Genomic DNA, 15,797 nt, shown 5'->3' with positions numbered 1-15,797 from the left:
GACAAGCGCATGGATTATAGTCGTGCAGTCGGCGGAGCCGCGCTGGGGGCCCGCTTACGCAGGCTTTCCGAAAGGATCGACCGCGAAACGGCACAAATCTACGCGTCGCAGGACGTCCACTTCGAACAGCGCTGGTTCGGTATTCTCAACCAGATCGTCCTGAACGGCGCGATGACGGTCGGCGAGATTGCCGATGCGCTTTGCGTCACTCACGTCTCCGTCAGTCAGGCCAGACGGGCGCTTGAAGCGGCGGGACTGGTCCAAGCCAGAAGCGATGAGGCCGATGCCCGGCGTCGGCTCCTCTCACTTACAGCGCAAGGTGACCTGCTCGTCGCATCGCTTGCCCCCCTCTGGAAAGCGCTGAACGAAAGCGCCGAGGAACTGGATGCCGAAGCGGGCCATCTCGTACCGCTGCTCGATCGCCTGGAGGACGCGCTCGACGGGCGCCCACTGGCCGCTCGCGTCGCCGCCCGCATCGATCTCGCCAACTAGGTCTATGCCACCATCGCCCGGCCGCTCAAAACGCCATCCAGCGGCGGCGGCGACATTAAGGCGTACCGGGTTCTGTTTCGCCCGGCGCTTTTGGCTTCGTAAAGCAGCTTGTCGGCCCGATCATAAAGAGATGCGAAACCTTCCTCCCCGTGGAGCACGGCCATGCCCATGCTGGCAGTGACCGCACGTTCAAGACCGGTAACGGCATTGGCGACGATTGCGGGAATGGCCCTGCGCCGAAGCTCGGCCTGAATCTCGGCATCGTCGCCGCGCAAGAGCAGCACGAACTCTTCGCCGCCAAGGCGGTACGCACGGACGCTCAGGGTTGGCTGAAGCGCGCGGGCGACAGCTTTTAGCACCTCATCTCCGACAGCATGTCCGTTCAGGTCATTGATCGCCTTGAAGTGATCAAGGTCGATGATCGCCAGCGCGGTGAAGCCTTCGATTCGAAGCTGGTCGAACTGCTGCTCTATCGCCCTGCGATTCAGCAATCCTGTCAGCGGGTCCGTTTCGGAAATCCGTTCGAGCAGTTCCGCCTCGGTGCGTGCGCCGTCTCGCTCCCGCTTCATCGTGACGAAACGGTCCGCCATGCCGAGCGTCGTGAAAAGGACTTCGCAGATGCAGCCGATGTAGAACAGAAGCATGGCATCGGAACTGTGCGCCCAGGGGATCACGCCCGTCACCAGACGGATCAAGCCCACCACCACCATCGGCGTATACCCAACGGCCTGAAACTTCGCGGCGCGACTGCCTCGACGCAATGCATCGATCATCGACAACAGGAATACGGCAAGAACCGGCGCGAACGCCGCGGTGTAGGCGCTCGACTGGATGGTCCGCGCAATGAACGGGAATGCCGCATGAAACACGCTCAGCAACAGTGACCATACCGCGCAGTAGGGCAGCAATCGCCGCAGGAACGGATGCATCGATCCGGGCTCGATGAAGCAGTACGTGAACATCGCCCCCGACCCGATCGTCATCCCGAAGATCAACGTCGCCATCCAGCTTAATGTCATTGCAGGGGGATCGAACAACATGACCGACAAGCCCGATGACACCACGATGGTTATCAGCAGCGAAAGCGTCAGCGCCGAGTGCCAGAGGACGAAAGGCTCGCGCAAGGCCCGGTAAAACGCCGCATTGAAGATGAGCGGCATGATGAGCATTCCGGCCAGCCCTGCGAGGACCAGCAGGGATCGCATGCCAGCAAGCCCCCCTGTCGCGTCCGCCCGCGCGAGATATCCCTTCTCGAGGGTCATCCGGTGGCTGGGCAGGTCAACCGCGACGATCACCTGCCTGGTCGCGCCCGTCACGTCCGGCAAGGGCGCTATGAAGTACCCGCCGGCGACCGAACTGCGCAGGGAGTCTGCGGGAATGGAGCGGCGGCGAACCGTACCATCCCGGTCGATGGCAAGCAGATGTATCGCCGCAAGCGCGCTCCGCCTTGAAAGGAAGAATCGCGGCAGCGGCTCGTCGGCATGGATTTCGAAGCGCAAGAGTGCGCGCTCGGCATCGATGGAGAATTTCCCGTCGCCACAGGACCATCGGCCTGCCTCCGCAGCTACCGCCAGGACGTCTTCCGACATGCGACCCGACGCCCGGCAGAACTCTCGCGTTTCATCCGTGGCAGCTACGTTGTTCCAACCGGCGCCGAAGCACGCCAGCTTCGCCAGCAGCAGAAAGACCGCCAAGGACCATTTTCGATAACCGCTCGAAATCATCCCCCGCGGCTAGGGGAAAACGCTTTTAATACCGTTAATCACCCGCAAGAAACCGGATCAGGGCGGCGCCGTTCATTGCCCTTCCGCGTTCGACGGCGCCCGTGCAAGCCGCTGCAGGATATCCTCCCGCCGGCGCTGCGCCTCGAACCGGGCGAGCCCGGCATCGCGCCGGAGAATGGCATAGATGATGTTGTGGCGCTCCTGCTTCCAGCGCTCGGCGCCTTCGGCTCCCGGATAGATCGGAACGCGGACATGCGAGGAATAGTGCTCCATGGTCACACGGGCGAGCATCTCCATCAACGGCCGGTCGACCATCGCGTATATAATGTCCTGCATCTCCTGCTCGAAAGCGCCCCGTTGCTCGGGCGTGTTGCAGGCGTCGATCTGACGGCCATGATCGCGCAGCCGTTCGCGAAGCGCCTCGTCAGTCGCAAGCGCGGCTGCGGAAATCAGGTCGCAGTCGAGCAGCGTCATGATTTCGATGGCCTCATGCTCGCGTGACCGGTTGACCTGGAGGAAGCCCGCCATGGCCCGCCCCAGCGACGCAGCGTCGGGGCGGGCGCCGTAGTAGCCACCGCCGTTCCCGCGCTTGACCTTCAGGAATCCCTCATGCTCGAGAACGCGCGCGGCCTGCTGCACCGTCACGACGCCAACGCCCAGCCCCTTTGCAATGTCGGGAAGGGAGCCGATTTGCGTACCGGAATCCTGTGCGAGGATCATCTGCTTCATCCGGTCGACCGCGCCGGAGACCAGGCCTTCCTTCGATGGCTTTCGCGCCATTTGCACATTGCTCCCAAGGTTCGGCCCGCGGTGCAGGGCCATCCGCGTTCCATCCACGCAAGCCGCATTCTCTTCAAGAGGAATTCTAATAATGCATGTTTAAAAGAGATATTGGTGCCGTTACGCCGGAAATGCCCGATTGACTCGCTTATAACACACCCATTATGAACTTCGCAGAGACGGCGAAGGCACGAACCTCACGCCGCCCCACGGTGAGAGGTGTAGACATGGCGAAGCATCAGGCGGCCAATGCCGCCGTCCAACAGGTCCTTGACGCTCTGGTCGAGGAGGGCACCGAAATCGGCGTTCAGGTTGCCGCCTACCTGAATGGCGAACTGGTGGTGGATGCCTGGGCCGGAGTTGCCGATCCGGCCACGGGCCGCAAGGTAGATAGCGGCACTCTGTTCAATGTGTTCTCGGTGACCAAGGCCGTCGCGGCGACGGCGCTTCATGTCCAGGCGGAACGCGGCCTTGTCGATTACGACAGTCCGGTGGCGCGTTACTGGCCCGAATATGGCTCGAACGGCAAAGAGGCCGTTACCGTTCGCGATGCGCTCTCCCATCGAACCGGCACGCCGCAAATGCCGCCTGCGGTAACGCCCGAGATGATGTGCGACTGGGACGCGATGACCGCCGGAATCGCCGCGCTGGAGCCGATCTTCCCGGTCGGGCAGCCCGCCTATCAGGCCGTATCCTTCGGTTGGGTGATCGGCGAAATCGTTCGCCGCACCGACCCGGAGCGGCGCAGCTTCCGGGATTTCGTGGCACAGGAAATCGCCGGCCCGTTCGATATCGAGGATTTGTGGATCGGTGTCCCGGAAGCAGCCGAACCGCGCATCGCCAGGCTTGTCGACGCGCTCAACATGCAGCCGCCGCCGGCAGGTACGGTCCTCGAAAAGGCAATGCCGTTCGAGGTCCGGCTCGCGCCCGATATTTTCGAGCGGGAAGACGTTCGCCGGGCGACTATCGCCGGCGTCGGCGGGATCTTCACGGCACGCAGTCTCGCACGGTTCTGGTCGATCCTCGCAAATGGCGGCGAGCTTGACGGGAAACGGCTGCTATCGCGGGAACGAGTGGCGATGAGTTGCCAGAGGCGACCGGGCGGCACGCTTCCCGACCCGGTTTTCTTCGGCATGCCGATGCCACTCAGTCAGGGCGGCTACTGGATGTATGACGGCCAGTCGCCGCTCACCATGGCGCTGGGCGCGGCCACCGCGATCGCATGTCCGGGCGCAGGCGGTTCGCTGGGGTGGGCCGATCCGGCGACAGGCCTTGCCGTCGCTTTCTGCCACAACCGGATGAGCGCGGCGGACGGCGCAAGCGCCGTGGGCAATGCGATCCGCACGGCACTGGGTCTTGTTTGATGCGGCCTTCCTATGACTATGTGATCGTGGGCGCCGGCTCTGCCGGGTGCGTGCTGGCCAATCGCCTGTCGGCCGATCCCCGCAACTCAGTGCTGCTTCTCGAATGCGGCCCATCGGACCGCAACATGCTCATCACTGTTCCGATGGGACTGGCGAAGCTGATGGGGCCCGAAAGCCCCTACATCTGGCGCTATATGGCTTCTCCGGGGGGAGGCCGCCCCGCCGAGTTCTGGATGCGCGGACGACCCTGGGAGGGTCGAGTTCCATCAACGGCATGGTCTACACCCGCGGCGCACCCGACGACTATGACGGGTGGGAGGCCAACGGCGCGCCGGGGTGGGGCTGGCAGGACATCGGGCGCTGCTATGCGCAGATGGAGCGCCATGAACTTGGCCCCGCGCCGTCGCGAGGCGGATCAGGCCCCTTGCAAGTCAATCTGTCGCCCAGCGACGATCCGCTGTTCCGGGCAACGATCTCGGCCGCGGCCGCCCTTGGCACTCCCGTCGTCGAAGACATCAACAGCGTCGAGGCAAGCGTGGCCGGCGGCTTCGGTCGGCAGCCGCGAACGATCTGCAAGGATGGCAAGCGCTTCAGCGCCGCGCGCGCCTTCCTGAAACCGGCGATGCGGCGCCGTAACCTAGATGTCGTGACGGACGCCGAAGTCCTGTCGATCGCGTTCTCAGGCCGACGTGCCACCGGCGTGCATGTCCGCCATCGCGGACGCACGTTCAGCATCACCGCCGGGCGGGAAACCATATTGAGCGCAGGCGGCCTCAATTCGCCGGCCATTCTCCAGCGCTCCGGCATCGGCCCCGCCGGACTGCTGCGCAATCTGGGCATCGACGTCCTGGTCGACTGCCCGCAAGTCGGCCGCAACATGAGCGATCACCGCACCCTGCCGGTGCAGTACCGGGTCAGGCGCGGGGGCAGCAACAAGGGGCTTCAGGGGCTCGGGCTGATCCATTCGATATTGACATACGGCCTGCTGGGACGGGGCCCCCTCGCCCGCTCCACCTTTGTTGCAGGCGGCTTCATCAAGACCGATCCGGCACTGAAACTGCCCGATGCGCAGATCGGACTGGGACCGTTCACCTCCGGGCGCGAAGGCGTCAGTCCCTATCCCGCGATCACGATCTACGGCTATACGCTGCGGCCGGAAAGCCGGGGCGAACTGGAAATCACCTCCAGCGATCCGTCCGCCCCCCTCAGGATCGATGCCAATTACATGGCCACTGCCTATGACCGCGAGAATGCGGTCGCGATCCTGCGTTACATTCGCAAGCTCGCAGCGCAGCCTGTCCTTGCCGAACATATCGTCGAGGAACTGATCCCGGCCGGCGCGATCAGCGACGAGGAATTGCTGGAAGCCACGTTCAAACATGGTTCCACAGGCTTCCACGCCGTGGGAACCTGCCGGATGGGATCGGACGACGAAGCCGTGGTCGATCCGGAACTGCGCGTGCGCGGTACCGAGGGGCTTCGGGTCGTCGATGCCTCGATCATGCCCTCGATCACCGGGAGCAACACCAATGCCCCTGCCATGGCGATCGGTTGGCGGGCCGGCGAAATCATCCTTGCCAACCATGCTGCCTGAATGGCCGAAAGGAACGTCCCGATGAACCCGTCCGAAGTGGCCGATCGCTATTTCGAAGCCATTCGCGCCCGCGACATCGAGAGCCTGCTGGCTCTTTACGCCGACGATGCCACGGTCACGCTCCCCAACGGCAGCCTGATCGAGGGAACGGTGGCCATCCGCGCATTCCAGACTGACGTGTTCAATCGCGGCGCGCCAATCCCGACGCCCGGTTCCCATGTGTTCGGCCCGCAGGCGGCAGCCGTGGAAATCAAGGCACGCCTGCCTGACGGAAGCCTGCGCAGCACGGCGAATTTCTTCTATCTCAATGGCGAGAACAGGATCGAACGTCTTTGTATCTACGCGCAGGGAACGTAATCCCGCGCTTCCATCGCGTAGATCGCGAAAACCCATCCCCCGCAATGCCGGCTCGCGCGACGCGTGTAGCCGGTTATTTGCACGCCCCCATGCCGCCTGTGTCCTAATTGCAACGTAATTCACAAATTTTACCCCGATATTGCGAACGCCTCTCATTATCGAATAAGCGCGTGCCCAACATCGACATTGACGAGGGGTGAAATCGAAATGAAGCAAACAGGAAAGCTCGCGCTGTGCGGCGTAGCGATGATCGCACTGGTCGCGATGCCGACGGGTGCCTTTGCCGCCGAAGCAGATGCGGACCAGGACAACACGGCGGGCGAGATCCTCGTCACCGGCTCGCGCGCCGGAACGAAGACCGATACGCCGCCGATCCAGGTGCCGCAGCCTGTCACCGTCATCACGGCCGACCAGTACCTCTCGCAAGGCGCGATCAGCATCAGCGACACGGTGAAGTATGCCGCAGGCGTCACCGCCAACGCCTATGGCCGCGACACCCGCGTCGACAGCTTCGTGGTTCGCGGCATCGAGGCGCTGCAGTTCCGCGACGGCATGCGCGATGTCTACAGCTTCTATGCCAGCATCACGTCCGACCCGTACAACTTCTCGCAGGTCGAGATCGTGCGCGGTCCTGCCTCGGTGCTGTTCGGCCAGGGCTCGATCGGCGGCCTCGTCAACCTCGTGACCAAGGCGCCGACATTCGAGACGCGCGGCGAGATCAACGCGACTTACGGCAGCTATGACCGCAAGGAAGTCTACGGCGACGTCAACCTGGCCCTGAGCGACACTTTCGCCTTCCGCCTCGTCGGCCGCGCCCGCGACGCGGACACTTATGTCGATCATGTGCCCGATGACCGCGTGTTCGTCGCACCCTCGCTTCGCTGGCAGCCGACGCCTGACACCGACGTGGTGCTGACGGGTCTCTATCAGGAGGACGACACCGGCTCGACCACGCAGTTCCTGCCGATCGTCGGCACCTTCCGCCCCAACCCCAACAATGCCGAACATCTCGACCGCTACACTTTTGTCGGCAAGCCGGGCTGGGACCGCTATGACGGCCGTCTGCTCCAGGGTGGCGGCAGCATCACGCACCACTTCAACGAGAACATCACGCTGAGCCTGAAGGCGCGCTACATCGACAGCGACCTCGACTACTTCACGCACTATGCCAACAGCTACAGCAACCCGACGAACCCCTACCTCGATCCGGAAGGCCGCACGATCGGTCTCTACAGCGATGCCACCGTCGCGCGGATGAACGTCTTCTCGACGGACAACAACGTGCAGTTCAACTTCAACACCGGCGCCAATATCGAGCACAAGCTGCTCGTCGGCATCGACTACGCCTGGAACCGGGTGAAGAAGCGCGGCGGCAGCGGCTACGAGGTCATCGACCTCTACGACATCGACTACGACGCCCTCACCATTCCCGCGATCGGCGCCGACTGGACCACCTCGGGCCAGAAGCAGCTCGGCGTCTATGTGCAGGACCAGATCCGTTTCTACGACCGCGTCTCGATCGTGCTCGGCGGACGTCATGACCGCGTCGACAATCGCGGCGGCGGGATCGACAAGGCCACGACCTTCCGCGCGGGCATCATCGGCGAACTCGGCGCGGGAATTTCTCCGTTCTTCAGCTATACCGAAAGCTTCCTTCCGGTCAGCGGCATCAACACTGTAACCGGCAACCTGCTTACCCCCCAGACCGGACGCCAGTTCGAAACCGGCCTGAAGTGGCAACCCAATGCCCATGCCCTCGTCACCGTGACGGCGTTCCACATCAAGGAACGCAACCGTGTTCTCTATGGCGAGAACAACTCCGTCACCCAGTCCGGACAGCTCACCACCAAGGGCATCGAAGTGGAAGGCAACTACACCCTGCCGGGCGACTTCGAGCTGCTGGCCAACTACGGCTACAACAAGATCAAGGCCACCCAGAGCCTGGACTACCTGCCGCGCCAGACCGCTTCGTTCTGGGCGTCGAAGAGCTTCGGCCTGTCCGAAGACGCGCAACTGCGGCTCGGCACCGGCGTGGTCTACACCGGCAAGCGTCGCTCGGTCGGCAGTGCATGGACGATCATGACGCCCGACTACACCACGGTTGACGCTCTGGCCGAGATCAGCTGGGACAAGTGGCGCTTCTCGGTCAACGCCACCAACCTGCTCAACAAGCGGTACTATGCCTCGTGCCTGGCCCGTGGCGACTGCTTCATGGGCGCGCCGCGCAACATCATGGGCACGCTCGGCTTCCGGTTCTGACAGGAGCGACGAACGGCCTCCGGCTTGCAGCCATGCAGCCGGAGCGCTCATGCCAATCCTGTCGCCGCTTACCCCATGCCTGCCTGCAGGAACGCGCCCGGAGCTTGACTTCGGGCGCATTTGCGCGTGCTTCAGGAATGGAAGAAATACGCGCGCCTTTTCCGCGTGACAGGTGGCCTGGGAGCACAGCATGACCGGAATGACAGTGTCCCGTTCGCCGATCTCCCTGCATCGTCTTGCGGGACCGTCGCGAGGTGTCATGCTGACGGCGGCCCTGCTGGGCTCTACGCTCATGTCTGCGGCCGCCAGCGCCGACGAACCGGACTATTGCCCCGACCGCCCCGGCATCGGCACGCCCGCATGCACGCTCGAACCGGGGCGGGCTTCCGTCGAAATCGGCATGGGAGACTGGACACTCGACAAGGACCGGCAGGAGCGACAGGACGTCTTCGAAGCGGCGGAACTGCTTGTCCGTTACGGCGTGGCCCGGCATGCGGAGATTCAGGTCGGCTGGACTGCCTTCGGCTGGTCACGCACCCGCGATCGCATGACAGGCGATGTGGAACATCGCAGCGGTTCCGGCGACGCCACGTTCGCCCTGCGGCGAAACCTGCTGAACCCCGACGGATCGGGCCTGTCGATCGCCGTGATGCCTTACATATCGCTTCCCGTGGGCCGTCAGCCGATCGGCGACGGTGATTGGGCCGCAGGCGCGCGCGTACCGCTGTCGTACGAACTTTCCGACAAGTGGAGCCTCGTCACCACGTCGCAGTTCGATGCCGCGGTTGACGAAGATGGCGACGGCCGACATTTCGCCTTCGACGAAGTTGTCGGCGCGTCACTCAAGATCGGGGAAGCGCTCAGCGCAACTGCCGAGTATGAAGTCACTGCCGACCATGATCCGCAGGGCCACAGCGTTGCCCATGTTTCCGGGCTTTCGTTGGGATGGCAGCCCACGAAAGACCTTCAGATCGATGCCGGCGCCAACGCCGGGCTGGACCGGGACGCGCCCGACCTGGAGCTCTATTTCGGCCTCTCGCGCCGGTTCTGACCGCGCTTTTCCCGGTTTACATCCATCGGCACCCGTTCACGGTGCCGGCAAGACATTTCGCACCGCACAAGGCGGCGCCGAAATGCGCATCGCGATCAGCTCAGAAGCGCTTGCTCACCCCGAACTGCACGAAGCGGCCAAGGGTGTTGCCGTTGATATAGCCATCCTGCGAAGGCGTGATCGACTGCTGGATGTAGCGCGGCGGATCCTGATCGACGACATTGTCGATGTTCAGCGTGAACGAAAGGTCCTTGAATATCCCCTCGCCGGGGACGTCATATTTGAAGAACAGGTTGATGACGTTGAACGACTTGACCCGTGCCTGTTCGCCTGCAGAACTGACAGCAGGATCGAGGTCATAGCCACCGGTGTGATTCCAGGTGACCTGGGCCCGCAGGCCGCTGATCGTCGTGCCAAGCACGGTGCTGAACTTGAAACGGCTGTTGTTGGCGGCGAGCAAGTCGCTGAAGGCCGCCCCTGCGATCGGCTGCTGCTTGCGGTTCAGTTCGTAATTGGCATTGAACCCCAGATCGAATGAGCCAAAGCCCGCTTCGAGGCGGTAGCTCAGCGCGGCATCAAGACCATCCAGTTCCACATTGGCGAAGTTCCGCTTGCGAGCATCGAGGATGGCATAACAGCCGGTTGGGCCGGTGCCTGCGACCGAGCACCCGGAACCCACGATCGTATCCGACTGGGCAAGGTAGGAATCGATCTGGGCCTGCGTTGGATTGACCGTGATGACCGAGCCGAAGTTCGTCCAGAAATCAACCTGATTAGTGAAATTCGGCAGATTTATCAGGTTCTTGAATTTGATATTCCAGTAAGTGAGGCTGAGATTGAGCCCCGGAACGAATGGCGGCTCGATATCGAAGCCGAGCGACCACGTGGTGGCCTTTTCCGGCTTGATATCCGGCGCACTGCCAAGCACGACCGCCACGTTGCTGTTCTGCGGGGCAGGATAGGTGCCGTTGGCAACGAGGCTGGCCGGCGGCAACAGGAATGAGAGCCCATTGACCTGGTTATAGGAAGTCACGTCGGTTTCCGGCCTGTCCACAAGGCTCGGCGCCACGAAGGATTTACCCCACGATCCGCGCAACTTCACCCAGTTTACCGGTCTGTAAGTGACGCCGATCTTGGGATTGAAGGTATTGCCGAAATCGGAATAATCGTCATATCGGCCGGAGAGGGAGACGGTCAGCTCGCGCATTCCCCCGAACCCGTTATCCACCCCGAAAATCGGCACCACCATTTCACCGAATGCCGATTTGGTGCTGCGGGAAAGCGTGACGACCGGAAGGTTTGCGTAAGGCGCGATGACCGTCACACCGTTATAGACGAGCCCTTCGTAACCGGTGTTTTCCGTGCCGGGCACAATGGAGCCCTTCTGGGAGCGCAATTGTTCGTGATTATACTCGACACCGCCGGCGAACTTCACATCTCCGCCCGGCAACCTGAACAAGGCGCCATCGAGGATCAATCGGCCGTTGATCAGTTGCTGGCGCGTGCGTCCGAACGATTCAAAATTGCTGAGGACATCGAGCCCCAACTGGCTGCTTGAATTGATGTCATAGGGATTGAGAAGACCGGTAGCGATAGCACGCGGAACCGCGGTGGAATTGTATTGCCCGACGATGTTCTGGGTCGTGCTTTCGCCATAGCTGCCCATGCCACGAAGTTGCCACCCCTTCCCGAGCTCCGCCGTGAACGTCGGCGTCACGCCCCAGGTACTGAGCGACAACCTCTGCTGCTCCGTGTCGTCTCCGCCGTAGGAATACGAAACCTGATGGATCTCGAACGGATTGGCCGGATTGACCTTGTAAGCCGCCATGTATGGGCTGGGTGTCAGGCCGATAAAGGCGGGACCGATGTATTGGGAATCGTAAATAGGCCCCAGATCCGCAGACACCTTGCGCTGGGTGAACCACGCCCGGACGTCGACCTTCAGCGCTTCGTTGAGGTCCTGCGAAAAGCCCGCGAAGACCGAATGGCGATTTTCGCTCGGATAGATCGGCGCACCGTCGCTTTCGTCGCACTGGTTTGCGGTGTTCGCCGTCGCCGTGGCGGAAGTATAGGGCAGCGCATAGACCGTGCCTGACGGAACCAGTTGCACGTTGCCCGGAGTGCAGCGCAGGCTCGTGATCGGAAAGGGAACGCCGGGAATCGTCTTGGTATACATCTTAACATAGTCACGATCCCGGCCGTAGATCGCTCCGTGTTCCGAATAGTTGTATGAGATGTAGATCGATCCGGTGTCCCACGACTTGCCCGCCGTCATATTGGCATCGAAAGCGTGGTAGTCGTCCGCAAATCCATAGTGGGAATCCACCATGATGCCGTCGAACTTCTTGCGCGTTATGAAATTGATGACACCCGCGACAGCGTCCGAACCGTAGATGGCGGAGCCGCCGTCGGGAACGATCTCGACGCGCTCGATCACGCCAGGCGGAATGATATCGGGATCGGGGCTGGTAGACTGGATTCCCATGCCGACGATGCGGTGCCCGTCGAGAAGGACAAGCGTGGGAGAGCTGCCCGCAGTCTGAAAGCCCGGAAGATTGCGCAGGTTCGGGCGGTTTGTCGTCACGTTGTTAAAAGCGCCTGCCGGCTGCTGGAGCGAGTTGAACTGTCCGAGTTGCGGAATTGTCTGCAGCAATTGCGCGGTGGTTGTAACACCAGTCGATTGAACGGCCTCCTGCGACACATCGATGACATTGGTGCCCGCCGGCGCCACGCCGCGAATAAGAGTGCCCGTGACCACGATTTCCTGGATCTGGCGATCGGTCAGTTGATCTTTGCTGTCATCCTGAGGCGGCGGGCTATCGGCCTGGGCAAAGGCCGGGATAGCCAGGCAGAATGCAGAGGCCGCGACCCCGCCTTTCAGAACGACGACAAACCGCAAACGGCTGCTCGATTTCTTCATATTTATTCCTCTCCCGTACTTTATTTTATTTATATTTCGACGAATAAAATCATAACTTCTTGCGTATATTTCGCGTCATATCGTTGTATAATTCATTTCACCGATCAGACACTTCGGAAGGGCGTCGCTAGAAATCGACAGCTCGCACTCTTCCTCCCGATGCTGATTGCTGGATATCGAGTCGTTTCACCGAGCCCTCCCCTGCCCGGACATATCGAGTCGGAACCGTATATACCATATAGTCGGTAAGTCTAAAGCCGTGCGGACGGATTATTCGAGACCCGAACCTCAAGGGTTGCCTTGGCCGTCAAGGCAAGATTCAGCCTTTAAATAATACCGAATGGTTGGTAGGCGTTGCGGGTCGATATTTGGGCAGGGGACAAAAAGCATGCGCCTATCATCTCGGATCGCTTTGTGGACCGGAACGCCGTTACTGATCGCCGCGACAGAGACGGGAAACCTCGGCAACGGCGTAAATGCGGCCGCTACGCCGACACCCCCGCCAATCGCCGCACCGTCATCGCGCGCGAATGCCGGAATCACCGATGGTGTCGCCGCCCCGAGCATGGCCGAACTGTGCCAACCTGCCGCGATGCAGGCCATTGCGGCAAAGCTGGACATCAAGGTTACGATCGGGAAACTGCCGTCCGAAGAGCAACCAGGCCCATTCCTTGAAGGCGGAACGCGTTTCACACCGGCCCGCGGCGACCTTCCGGCCTATTGCCAGGTGACCGGCAGCTTCGTCACCAACCCTGCCACCGGCAAGACGGCGAACTTCCTCGCAACCCTGCCGATAAGCTGGAACCGGAAATACCTGCAGCTTGGCTGCGGCGGGCATTGCGGGACATTTGCGGTAAGCGATGCGGCATCTCCCACCATCACCATCACCAATCAGGGCAAGCCCGGTGACAGCATCAGGAAAGGCTACGCCTCGTTCGCGACGGATGAAGGCCATGCCGGCTTCACGCAAGGCAAGTGGGCGATCAAGGGGCCTGGAGAGATCAGCCAGGATTACCTCGACGACTATCTCTATCGCTCGCAAAAAGTCCTGGCGATGATGGGCAAGGAATTCACGACCGCCTTCTATGCCAAGGCAAGCGGAACTGCCCAAAAGATCGCCTATTCCTATTTCTGCGGCTGCTCGGGCGGCGGGCGCGATGCTCTTGTTGCGGCAGCCTACTTTCCCGAGGCTTTTGACGGGATCGTGTCGGGCTCACCTTATGCGAATCTCGCCAATCTCGCATTCCTGACCACCGGCGCCTCACTGGCGACGGTACGCTCGCCCGATGCGGGCCTGCCAGCATCGCTTGTGGCCCAGATCAACCCGCTTGTCATGGCGAAGTGCGATGCTGTGGACGGTGTCAAGGACGGCCTCATCCAGAACCCGATGGCCTGCGACTTCCGGCCTGAAAAGGATCTCCCGCGCTGCGCCGATAACAAACCCGGTCCCAGCTGCTTTACGCAGGCGCAGATCGAAAGCGTCAGTACAGTTCTGACCGCAGCCACGGACAAGGAAGGGCGCGTCGTTCAGCCCGGCTATTCGGTCAGCGAACTGCAAAACTCGCTCATGCTGCCGCCGGCCAACGCGGGCACTGCAATCCCTGGCCCGATACAGGCAATCCGGCAACCGGTGCCGCCAACGGCATGGCGCTACTCGGAGACACCGTCATCCGCATCTTCTCTCACCGCAATGATCCAAAGTTCGAGACCACATCGGTACTTTCGTTTGGCTCTGGTGGCACCGGGCCGTTACCGGTTTCCGGGTAATCGCACCGGCAACGGAAGTGGCCAGGGCGAATGCAGCGCTACGCATGGGTATCGGCGATATTCCGAAGAACGCCGCAAAACTCATCAAGAGCAATCACAAGATGATCCTGTGGGTGAACCTGAGCGATCACCTTCTTACCCCATACATGTCCGTCAACTACTACAAAAATCTTGCGAAGACGTTCGGCGGATATGACAAGCTCCACAAGAACATCCGCATGTTCATGTTTCCGGGCACCGCGCATTGCAGTGGCGGCGGGATCGGAGAAGGCCCCGGCAGTTTCGACGCGCTGAGCGCCATCGAGGCATGGGTGGAAAGAGGCCAAGCGCCCGACAGCCTTCCCGCCACGCTCTACAAGGCGAACCAGTTCGGCGTCGATTTCAAGCGGCCTCTCGGCCGCACCATGCCACTTTGCAAATTTCCCGAAATGGCGCGTTACAGCGGCGAAGGCGACGTGAAGGATGGTGCGAACTGGAGTTGTGTCCCCGGCGACAGAGGCATGCTGAGGATCGGGGAATCCGGGCGTCAGGCCGGGGTCATCGACTGACGGCTGCCTGGCGGCGGGCACCGTAACCTCGCCGCCTGCTTGGCTCAGTTGCCCCCCTGACAGTTCGCTTGAAAATTGCGTCTCTTCGGCGTCAATCGCTCTCGAAAGGAACGATCGCACGGACCGCACGCTCAAGCGTCTGCCCCAGATCGAAAGATTCCGGCTTGTCATACCAGCGACGGGCAAGTCCAAAAATCAGGGCGTAGCACATTCTGGCTGCTTCTTGAGCATCGACAGCCCAGGGAGCAAGCAATTGGCCGAAGAGATCCTCCGTCTCCTCCGCGCGCGCGAGGAACCAGGCGTGGGCAGGGTGCGCAGGGTCCATGGCGTCGGTTTGCAGGACGATGAGAAAACGCCCCAGCTCCGGAATTTCCCGGTAACGCTCGATGATCCGTCGCAACAGCCGCACCATCGCGACATAGGCGTCTTCTCCGTTTCCGCTTGACGCCTTGGTCGCCGCCAGCAGAGGCGCGACTATTACTTCCTCCCGGCTCTCGATCTCATCGACCAGTGCGATAAGCACGCCGTCCTTGGATCCGAAGTAGTGGAGCAGCCCCGCGTTGGAAATTCCGCATTTGCTGGCAAGGCCCTGGATCGTAAAACCACGGGAGCCGATCTGACCGATCTGGCGGATTGCCTCATCGATGATCTGGGCGCGACGAACCGCAGCGTCTTCGCGGTTCCCTTTTTTGATCCTGGTTGCCATCGGGCACCTTTACCGATCAGTCAGTAAAACGCGCAAGGTTTATCAAACACGACCGCTGTTGTTATCACCGGGAGGTTTTCGGTCAACGGCATTCGTTTCTCAAGATCTCGGCCAGGGCCTGCGGCCTCGTAATCATTGAGGTGGTCCCGCCTTCTTGGACAGTTTGGCGGCTGAGTTAAGCTAATCCCGGTTGTCGTTCATGCCGCCTGTTTGATCATCAGATCATGGGGGGCAT

At 61.6% G+C, this 15,797-nt stretch carries 12 protein-coding genes; 8 read left to right on the top strand and 4 right to left on the bottom strand.

What is annotated here, in order from left to right; genetic code table 11:
- Positions 1-9 precede the first annotated feature (9 nt).
- Positions 10-492, top strand: a complete 483-nt coding sequence (locus ADT71_RS04155) for a MarR family winged helix-turn-helix transcriptional regulator (protein ID WP_054435414.1) — start codon at positions 10-12, stop codon at positions 490-492.
- Positions 493-494: 2 nt separating this feature from the next.
- Here ADT71_RS04155 and ADT71_RS04150 read toward each other — a convergent pair whose 3' ends face one another.
- On the bottom strand, positions 495-2,081 hold the full coding sequence (locus ADT71_RS04150; RefSeq protein ID WP_197282912.1) for a diguanylate cyclase: 1,587 nt from the start codon (positions 2,079-2,081) through the stop codon (positions 495-497).
- A gap of 207 nt (positions 2,082-2,288) precedes the next feature.
- Complete coding sequence (locus tag ADT71_RS04145; RefSeq protein ID WP_231635564.1) at positions 2,289-3,038, bottom strand: FadR/GntR family transcriptional regulator; 750 nt, start codon at positions 3,036-3,038, stop codon at positions 2,289-2,291.
- 185 nt (positions 3,039-3,223) lie between these two features.
- Here ADT71_RS04145 and ADT71_RS04140 point away from each other — a divergent pair, with 185 nt between their 5' ends.
- From ADT71_RS04140 to ADT71_RS04120, 5 genes are all read left to right on the top strand, one after another.
- Positions 3,224-4,360 carry a serine hydrolase gene (locus ADT71_RS04140; RefSeq protein ID WP_054435400.1) on the top strand — a complete coding sequence of 379 codons (1,137 nt, stop codon included), beginning with the start codon at positions 3,224-3,226 and terminating at the stop codon, positions 4,358-4,360.
- Positions 4,361-4,634: 274 nt separating this feature from the next.
- Positions 4,635-5,954: a GMC family oxidoreductase gene (locus ADT71_RS34855; protein ID WP_255351605.1), complete on the top strand. Its 1,320-nt coding sequence runs from the start codon at positions 4,635-4,637 to the stop codon at positions 5,952-5,954.
- Positions 5,955-5,975: 21 nt separating this feature from the next.
- The gene (locus ADT71_RS04130) at positions 5,976-6,311 is read left to right on the top strand and encodes a nuclear transport factor 2 family protein (protein WP_197282911.1); all 336 of its coding nucleotides are present in this window, start codon (positions 5,976-5,978) and stop codon (positions 6,309-6,311) included.
- Between the two features lie 207 nt (positions 6,312-6,518).
- Positions 6,519-8,570 carry a TonB-dependent siderophore receptor gene (locus ADT71_RS04125; protein ID WP_054435398.1) on the top strand — a complete coding sequence of 684 codons (2,052 nt, stop codon included), beginning with the start codon at positions 6,519-6,521 and terminating at the stop codon, positions 8,568-8,570.
- 190 nt (positions 8,571-8,760) lie between these two features.
- Positions 8,761-9,621, top strand: coding sequence for a transporter (locus ADT71_RS04120; protein ID WP_347812956.1), 861 nt, complete (start codon positions 8,761-8,763; stop codon positions 9,619-9,621).
- Positions 9,622-9,721: 100 nt separating this feature from the next.
- On the opposite strand, the gene ADT71_RS04115 is transcribed toward ADT71_RS04120, so the two are convergent.
- Positions 9,722-12,541 (bottom strand): TonB-dependent receptor domain-containing protein, encoded by a 2,820-nt coding sequence (locus ADT71_RS04115; protein ID WP_082370143.1) that lies wholly within the window; start codon positions 12,539-12,541, stop codon positions 9,722-9,724.
- 412 nt (positions 12,542-12,953) lie between these two features.
- On the opposite strand from ADT71_RS04115, the gene ADT71_RS04110 reads away from it, so the two are divergent.
- Both ADT71_RS04110 and ADT71_RS04105 read left to right on the top strand, forming a co-directional pair.
- Positions 12,954-14,504, top strand: coding sequence for a tannase/feruloyl esterase family alpha/beta hydrolase (locus ADT71_RS04110; protein WP_197282910.1), 1,551 nt, complete (start codon positions 12,954-12,956; stop codon positions 14,502-14,504).
- Positions 14,410-14,856, top strand: coding sequence for a tannase/feruloyl esterase family alpha/beta hydrolase (locus ADT71_RS04105; protein WP_197282909.1), 447 nt, complete (start codon positions 14,410-14,412; stop codon positions 14,854-14,856). The genes ADT71_RS04110 and ADT71_RS04105 overlap by 95 nt, the downstream gene beginning before the upstream one ends.
- 91 nt (positions 14,857-14,947) lie before the next feature.
- Here ADT71_RS04105 and ADT71_RS04100 read toward each other — a convergent pair whose 3' ends face one another.
- Positions 14,948-15,562 (bottom strand): TetR/AcrR family transcriptional regulator, encoded by a 615-nt coding sequence (locus tag ADT71_RS04100; protein WP_054435387.1) that lies wholly within the window; start codon positions 15,560-15,562, stop codon positions 14,948-14,950.
- Between the last annotated feature and the right edge of the window lie 235 nt (positions 15,563-15,797).

The organism is Novosphingobium sp. ST904 (assembly GCF_001298105.1).
Lineage (GTDB): Bacteria > Pseudomonadota > Alphaproteobacteria > Sphingomonadales > Sphingomonadaceae > Novosphingobium.
Note: the sequence above shows the minus strand (reverse complement) of the source record. Positions and strands in the feature narration are given on the sequence as shown.

Excerpts from the sequence above, each read along its gene's own strand:
- ADT71_RS04125 (WP_054435398.1), top strand. The coding sequence starts at position 6,519 with ATGAAGCAAACAGGAAAGCTCGCGCTGTGCGGCGTAGCGATGATCGCA.
- ADT71_RS04145 (WP_231635564.1), bottom strand. The coding sequence starts at position 3,038 with ATGGCCCTGCACCGCGGGCCGAACCTTGGGAGCAATGTGCAAATGGCG.
- ADT71_RS04155 (WP_054435414.1), top strand. The coding sequence starts at position 10 with ATGGATTATAGTCGTGCAGTCGGCGGAGCCGCGCTGGGGGCCCGCTTA.
- ADT71_RS04100 (WP_054435387.1), bottom strand. The coding sequence starts at position 15,562 with ATGGCAACCAGGATCAAAAAAGGGAACCGCGAAGACGCTGCGGTTCGT.
- ADT71_RS04130 (WP_197282911.1), top strand. The coding sequence starts at position 5,976 with ATGAACCCGTCCGAAGTGGCCGATCGCTATTTCGAAGCCATTCGCGCC.
- ADT71_RS34855 (WP_255351605.1), top strand. The coding sequence starts at position 4,635 with ATGGTCTACACCCGCGGCGCACCCGACGACTATGACGGGTGGGAGGCC.
- ADT71_RS04140 (WP_054435400.1), top strand. The coding sequence starts at position 3,224 with ATGGCGAAGCATCAGGCGGCCAATGCCGCCGTCCAACAGGTCCTTGAC.
- ADT71_RS04120 (WP_347812956.1), top strand. The coding sequence starts at position 8,761 with ATGACCGGAATGACAGTGTCCCGTTCGCCGATCTCCCTGCATCGTCTT.
- ADT71_RS04115 (WP_082370143.1), bottom strand. The coding sequence starts at position 12,541 with ATGAAGAAATCGAGCAGCCGTTTGCGGTTTGTCGTCGTTCTGAAAGGC.
- ADT71_RS04105 (WP_197282909.1), top strand. The coding sequence starts at position 14,410 with ATGATCCTGTGGGTGAACCTGAGCGATCACCTTCTTACCCCATACATG.
- ADT71_RS04150 (WP_197282912.1), bottom strand. The coding sequence starts at position 2,081 with ATGTCGGAAGACGTCCTGGCGGTAGCTGCGGAGGCAGGCCGATGGTCC.